Genomic DNA, 7,041 nt, shown 5'->3' on the forward strand with positions numbered 1-7,041 from the left:
GGAACGCGGCCCCCGCCACCGCCAGGGCCGCGACGCCCACCGTCCCGACCGCCGGCCAGACGCCCGCCGTCCGCATCCCCTGCACGACGTCCCGCCGCCCGCCGAGCCCGTCCGCCTTGAGGACCGTGATCTCCGTGTGCCGTACGGGAATCCGGTCCGCGAACGGCACTCCGTCGTCCCGCAGTTGGCGCTTCACCTGTTCCGTGACGGGCGCCAGGTCGAGGGTCACCGCCTTGCCGGTGTCCTGCGTGAGGACCTGGTTCGCGGCGGACTGCGCGGCCCGGCTCGCGGTCCGCCACGCGGCCCGGAAGGAGGCGGTGGTGGTGAAGGACCGTACGGCGTCGTGGAGCAGGTCCCGTACCTCACCCTCCAGCGGCCCCACGTCGATCTGACGCATCGCCTGCTGGGTGATGCGGTCGGCCACGGCGTCCTGCACGGCGGGCTCGGAGGCGAGCGGCTCCATGGTGGCGACGAACCGGTCGCTGTCCCCGATCTCCAGCTGGGACCAGGCGGCGAGGGAACTCACCGGGACGAGCACCGTCAGCAGGACGATCAGGGCGGCGGCGGAAGTGGCGGCGAGGGCGGTGGAGAGGGGGGAGGAGGGACGGGTGGGGAGGGCGGGGCGGGTATGGGAGAGGGTCCGCACGTCTCAAGGGAACGCGGCGGGACGGGGCGGCGCGAGCGGTGCGCCGCCGACTCAGTGACCGCTTTCGTCGCCTCCGTCGTTTCCGTCGCCTCCGTCGCTTCTTCTCGCTTCCCGTCACTTCTCGTCGCTTCCCCTCGCTTCCCGTCGCTCCTGAGTTGCCGGTAGCGGGTGGCTGGTGTGCCCTGGAGTGGTGGGGGGTGCGAGGGGAAGGAGCCTCCTGCCATGGCACACGCAGCAATCCGCACCCGGCCGCACATCTCGCTCCGGGGCTGGGGAGTGCCGCTGCTCTTCGGCACCGCGTACGGCATCTACACGCAGTTCATCGCACGCAGCGGCGGAGCCGCCAACTTCGGTCAGCTGGCCCTGGCGCTGGCGTCCGGGCTGGTGCTCACCGGGTTGATCTACGGTCTGGTACGGGTCCAGCACCTGCTGATGCGCGAACTGCGCGCCGGCGCCTGGGGCGTCCTGGTCGGCTGCGCGATCGGCTTCCTGTACAGCCTGACCCAGCACAGCGTGCTGCTGTCCTCGGGGATCGGTCTGACGTTCGGGGTCAGTACGACGCTGGTCATGTTCTACCTGTTCTACATGCGGGAGCCTTGAGGCCCCCCGTACCTCCTGAAAAATTCTCGCGGCCCGCCAGATGAGTTCTGGCGGGCCGCGAGGTCTTTACCAGTGCTTGGGTTTTTCTCCGAAGGACAGCAAAGATCACGACAAGGACTGGTGATGACAACAACAGATCTCGCGATCGAGACCCGGGGGCTGGTGAAGGTCTTCGGCGCGCACCGCGCCGTGGACGGCATCGATCTCGCCGTGCCCGCGGGCACGGTCTACGGGGTGCTCGGACCGAACGGCGCGGGCAAGACGACCGCCGTGAAGATGCTCGCCACGCTGCTGCGCCCGGACGGCGGCGAGGCCCGGGTCTTCGGCAAGGACGTGGTGCGGGACGCCGACGCGGTCCGCGCGCGGATCAGCCTCACCGGGCAGTACGCGTCGGTCGACGAGGACCTGACCGGCATCGAGAACCTGGTGCTGCTGGCGCGGCTCCTCGGCCACGCGAAGGCCGCCGCGCGGGCGCGCGCGGACCGGCTGCTGGAGGCCTTCGGGCTGACGGAGGCGGCGGGCAGGCAGGTGAAGAAGTACTCGGGCGGCATGCGGCGCCGTATCGACATCGCCGCGTCCATCCTCAACACGCCCGATCTGCTGTTCCTGGACGAGCCGACGACCGGGCTCGACCCGCGCAGCCGTAACCAGGTCTGGGACATCGTGCGGGCCGTGGTCGCGCAGGGCACGACGGTCATGCTGACGACCCAGTATCTCGACGAGGCGGACCAGTTGGCGTCCCGTATCGCCGTGATCGACCACGGGAAGGTGATCGCGGAGGGCACGAAGGGCGAGCTGAAGGCGTCGGTCGGGGCGGGCTCGGTCCATCTGCGCCTGCGGGACGCGGAACGGCGGCCGGAGGCGGAGCTGCTGCTGACGCGCGCGCTCGACGCGGTCGTCCAGCTCGACGCGGACCCGGTCGCCCTGACCGCCACGGTCACGGCGCACGGCAGCGAACAGGGCGCGGCGGAACGGGCCGCGCGGGCGCTGGCGGAGCTGGCGCGGGCGGGGATCACGGTGGACAACTTCTCGCTGGGGCAGCCGACGCTGGACGAGGTGTTCCTGGCCCTGACGGACAAGCCGCTCGACACGGCGAAGAAGACGACGGAGACGACGGAGACGACGGAGGGGGCGGCGGCATGACCACCGACGCGACGGCCACGCACGACATCGACCTGACCACCCCGAGGCAGGAGGATCTGGCCGCCCTCCTGGTGAACAAGGAGCGCCCGCCGCGCCCCAGCGCGCTCTCCGCGTCGCTGACCTTCGGCCTGCGCGCGATGCTGAAGATCAAGCACGTACCGGAACAGCTCTTCGACGTGACGGCCTTCCCGGTCATGATGGTGCTGATGTACGCGTACCTGTTCGGGGGCGCGCTGGCCGGATCCGTCTCGGCGTACATCCAGTTCCTGCTGCCGGGCATCCTGGTGATGAGCGTCGTGATGATCACGATGTACACGGGCGTCGCGGTCAACACGGACATCGAGAAGGGCGTCTTCGACCGCTTCCGTACGCTCCCGATCTGGCGCCCCGCGCCCATGGTCGGCTATCTGCTGGGCGACCTGGTCCGCTATGTGATCGCGTCGCTGGTGATGCTCGCGGTCGGCATGGCCATCGGCTACCGCCCGCACGGCGGCCCGCTGGGCATCCTCGCGGGCCTGGCGGTGCTGCTGGTCTTCGCGTTCTCGTTCTCGTGGCTGTGGACGATGTTCGGCCTGCTCCTGCGCAGCGAGAAGTCCGTCATGGGCGTGAGCATGATGGTGATCTTCCCGCTGACGTTCCTGAGCAACGTCTTCGTGGACCCGAGGACGATGCCGGGCTGGCTCCAGGCCTTCGTGAACAACAGCCCGGTGAGCCATGTGGCCTCGGCGGTACGGGAGCTGATGGAGGGAGACTGGCCGGCGGCGCACATCGGCTGGTCGCTGGGCTGGTCGGCGGGGCTGCTGGTGGTGTTCGGGGCGGTGACGATGCGGCTGTACAACCGGAAGTGAGACAGGGTCACCGACTCCGACTGTTTTCAGCCAACTTCGTTAAGAAGACGAGACCGTACGAATCGGTTCACACCCCCGCCGCGCGGCCCATAATCACGTCGCCCCCCACGCCCCAGTACCCACTTCCTGAACCCAAAGGTCGTCCTACTGATGCGCGGCACCGTCGACGGATTCAACTACGGACTCATCACACCCATCGCCGCCTACCTCATGGCGTGTCTCGGCGCGGCTCTCGGTCTGCGCTGCACCACACGCTCGCTGCGGGCCCAAACCTCCTGGAAGGCCGGCTGGCTGGCCCTGGGGGCCGGGGCCATCGGGTCCGGCATCTGGACCATGCACTTCATCGCCATGATCGGCTTCAACGTCGATGAGACACCGATCAGTTACGACGGGACCCTGACGATTCTCAGCCTCTTCGTGGCGATCGTGATGGTGGGCATCGGCGTCTTCGTCGTCGGCTACCGGGGCGCGAGCCGGTGGACCCTCGCCCTCGCGGGCACGGTCACGGGGCTGGGAGTCGCGGCGATGCACTACACGGGCACGGCCGGGATCCGGCTGGCCGGTCATCTGGAGTACGCCGCTCCGACGGTCGCCGCCTCCATCGTGGTGGCCGTGGTCGCGGCGACGGCCGCGCTCTGGGCGGCGGTCTCCGTCCACGGCTTCTTCGCGAGCCTGGGCGCGAGTGTTGTCATGGGGATCGCCGTGACCGGAATGCACTACATCGGCATGGCGGCGGTGACCGTGCACGTCCAGAGCGCCGCGAACTCGTCGGGCTCCGACTTCCCGGCGTCGTTCATCCTCCCGATGCTCCTGGGGCCCGTGGTCTTCCTCCTCCTGGCGGCCGTCGTCGTCATGTTCGACCCGTTGCTGGTCCTGGGCGATCAATGGGACAGACCGGTGGCACAGCCGCGTACACGCCACAACGCGTGACGCGGACGGGGTGACGCGGAGGGGGTGACGCGGAGAGGGTGGCCGCGAGCGGGATCCGGGAGGCTCCGGGGGATCCGCCGTGGGTCAGGAGAGGCTCAGTTCGGCCCAGATGGTCTTTCCCGCGCTCGTCCGGCGGGTCCCCCAGCGTTCGCTGGTCCGGGCGATGAGGAACAGTCCCCGGCCGCCCTCGTCGAGCGCCGCGGCCAGCCGCAGGTGGGGGGAGGTGTTGCTGCCGTCCGAGACCTCGCAGATCAGGCTGTCCCCGTTGATCAGACGGAGGGAGATGGGGCCGGTGGCGTAGCGGACGGCGTTCGTGACGAGTTCGCTGACGATGAGTTCCGTGGCGAACTCGACGTCCTCGCCCATGCCCCAGCCGGTGAGCTGGTCGGTCGCGTACTTGCGCGCCTGCGCCACCGCGGCGGGGGCGCTGGGCAGCTGCCACCCCGCGACCCGGTCGGCACCCAGGGCGCGGGTACGGGCGATCAGCAGCGCCACGTCGTCCCTCGGCGGGTTGGGGAGCAGCGAGCGGAGGATCTGGTCGGCCGCGTCGCTCATCGAGGGGTTCGTGCCGCGCAGAGCCGCGCGGAGGAGGTCCAGGCCCTCGTCGATGTCATGGTCGTAGGACTCGATCAGACCGTCGGTGTACAGGACGACGAGGCTGCCCGCCGGGACGTGCGCCGTGGCCGACTCGAAGGGCAGTCCTCCGACGCCGAGGGGCGGTCCCGCGGGGGCGTCCAGGAGGCCGACGGTTCCGTCGGGGTGGCGCACCACGGGCGGCGCGTGCCCCGCCCGGGCCACGGTGCACTCGCAGGTCACGGGGTCGTAGACGGCGTACAGGCACGTGGCGCTGAGGTCCGTGTCCGCGATCTCGTTGCGGGCGCCCGCCGTCCGGTGCAGCACGATGCCGTCGAGGCGGGTGAGGAGTTCGTCGGGGGTCAGCTCGATGTCGGCGAGCGTCCGTACGGCGGTCCGCAGGCGGCCCATGGTGGCCGAGGCCTGGATGCCGTGCCCCGCGACGTCCCCGACGATCAGGGCGACCCGGGCCCCGGACAGCGGGATGACGTCGAACCAGTCGCCCCCCACCCCGGCGGCGGAGTCGGCGGGCAGGTAGCGGGAGTGGGTCTCCACGGCCATGAGGCTGGGCATCTCCTGCGGCAGGAGACTGCGTTGGAGCGCCAGGGCGGTCTCCCGCTCGCGTGTGTAGCGGCGCGCGTTGTCGATGCAGACGGCGGCCCGTGAGGCGATCTCCTCGGCGAGGAGGACGTCGTCCTCGTCGAAGGGTGGCCGGGTGCCGAGGCGGCCGAAGAGCACCACACCCAGGGTGCCGCGGCGGGCGCGCAGGGCGATGGCCATCGCGGAGGTGGGACCCGCCGCCTCGCCGGCCTCGGCCGGGTCGTCCGCTTGTGGGGTGAACCAGGTCGCCGTCGTCGCGGGGTCCTGGCTGAGGACGGAGTTGCCGGTGGCCAGGCAGGAGGCGGGCCCGGACGACTCCGACTCCGGGTATGTCATCGGCTCCCCGAGGCCCGGCGGCGTACCTCCCGGCCCGGCAGACGACCAGGCCGATGGACCGGCGGACGACCCGGCGGACGGACCGGCCGACGCACTGCCCGACCCACTGCCCGATGGACCGGCCGATGGACCGGCCGATTGTCCCGCCGACCGTCCGGCCGTCGGCCCGGCCCGCGAGGCGGCCGGAAAGACCCGTTGCGCGCCGGTCACGGGCGCCGCGAAGGGTTCCCGGGTGGCGACCAGATCGACCCGGGCCAGATCGGCGAAGTCGACCACGGCGACGTCGGCCAGTTCGGCGGCCGTACGGGAGACGTCCAGCGTGCTTCCGACCCGGCGCCCCGCCTCACTGAGCAGGCGCAACCGGGCTCTGGAGATCGTCAGGTTCCTGAGCCGTCTGTCCCGTTTCTCGCGGAGGCGGCAGACGACCAGGCTGACGACAAACGCGAGGAACACCGCGAGGACCGTGATGAAGCGATCGCGCGTGGGGACTCCCTGGACGCCCGCTCCGTACACACCGGCCACCGCGCCCAGGTCGGCCACCCCGACCACGAAGGTCAGCCGGAGGGGGAGGAGGGCGCTGGCGATCAGCTCGGCGAGGACCGAATATCCGGCCCACGGGAAGAGACCCGGATCCACGACCAGCTGGAGGAAGGCGATGAGGCCGATGAAGGCCAGGAGCAGCGCCGCCAGTACGTGGTCACGATCCCAGGTACGTGCCATGCGGGTGCCTCCCCCACCAGCTTTGCACACAACGCCCGTACGTACGCCTTGTACGTACGGGCGTGGTGCGGGCACCCGCGCCGGGGGGGGGTCAGCTCTCCGTGTGGTCTCCCCGGACCACCACCACCGGGGACTTCGCGTGCTGGGTGACGTGCAGGCTCACCGAGCCCAGCAGCGTCGCCGTGAAGCCGCTGTAGCCGCGTTCGCCGACCACCAGCAGCGTCGCGTCCTTGGACGCGTCTATCAGGACCTGGGCCGCCGGGCCGTTCACCACGCGGCGCTCGATGGCCGACGCGACCGTGTCGTCCAGGTTCTTGTCCAGCGTCTCGTCCAGGATCTGGCGCGCCAGCGACTCGAGGTCGAACTCCGCCGGAGTGCCCGGCATCATCGCCGCCCAGCCGGTCGCCGGGTACTCCCACCCGATCACCGCCGTCACCTTCTCGCCGGTCAGCTTCGCCTGCCGTACCGCCCAGTGCAGGGCCTTCAAGGACGGCTCCGAGCCGTCGACGCCGACCACGATCCCGTGGGTGGGACCGGGGGCGGGGGTGGAGGTGGGGCTGGTGCTCATGTCGTGCTCTCCTACCGGTTGGTCGTTCTGGTCGTGCTCGTCTGGTTCGCGAGGAGCTGCTCGAACGGCACCACCTC

Annotated in this window: 7 protein-coding genes; 4 read left to right on the forward strand and 3 right to left on the reverse strand. The window is 70.7% G+C overall.

Translation table 11 applies throughout. The annotated features are described in order from the left end of the window. Positions 1–646: hypothetical protein (locus GT042_RS06280; protein ID WP_161307706.1), on the reverse strand; the 646-nt coding region annotated here is incomplete at its 3' end. A 222-nt stretch (positions 647–868) separates the two neighbouring features. Here GT042_RS06280 and GT042_RS06285 point away from each other — a divergent pair. From GT042_RS06285 to GT042_RS06300, 4 genes are all read left to right on the forward strand, one after another. After that, the gene (locus GT042_RS06285) at positions 869–1,246 is read left to right on the forward strand and encodes a hypothetical protein (RefSeq protein WP_161307707.1); all 378 of its coding nucleotides are present in this window, start codon (positions 869–871) and stop codon (positions 1,244–1,246) included. 123 nt (positions 1,247–1,369) lie between these two features. Continuing rightward, entirely contained in the window at positions 1,370–2,389 is a 1,020-nt protein-coding gene (locus tag GT042_RS06290) for an ATP-binding cassette domain-containing protein (RefSeq protein WP_161307708.1), read from the forward strand. Then, positions 2,386–3,237 (forward strand): ABC transporter permease, encoded by an 852-nt coding sequence (locus GT042_RS06295; RefSeq protein WP_161307709.1) that lies wholly within the window; start codon positions 2,386–2,388, stop codon positions 3,235–3,237. The genes GT042_RS06290 and GT042_RS06295 overlap by 4 nt, the downstream gene beginning before the upstream one ends. Before the next feature lie 150 nt (positions 3,238–3,387). Beyond that, complete coding sequence (locus GT042_RS06300; RefSeq protein WP_161307710.1) at positions 3,388–4,167, forward strand: MHYT domain-containing protein; 780 nt, start codon at positions 3,388–3,390, stop codon at positions 4,165–4,167. A gap of 84 nt (positions 4,168–4,251) precedes the next feature. Here GT042_RS06300 and GT042_RS06305 read toward each other — a convergent pair whose 3' ends face one another. After that, positions 4,252–6,396 (reverse strand): SpoIIE family protein phosphatase, encoded by a 2,145-nt coding sequence (locus tag GT042_RS06305; RefSeq protein WP_237530508.1) that lies wholly within the window; start codon positions 6,394–6,396, stop codon positions 4,252–4,254. A 91-nt stretch (positions 6,397–6,487) separates the two neighbouring features. Continuing rightward, on the reverse strand, positions 6,488–6,964 hold the full coding sequence (locus GT042_RS06310; protein ID WP_161307711.1) for a universal stress protein: 477 nt from the start codon (positions 6,962–6,964) through the stop codon (positions 6,488–6,490). Positions 6,965–7,041: the final 77 nt, after the last annotated feature.

Source organism: Streptomyces sp. SID3212, assembly GCF_009865405.1.
Classification (GTDB): Bacteria; Actinomycetota; Actinomycetes; order Streptomycetales; family Streptomycetaceae; genus Streptomyces.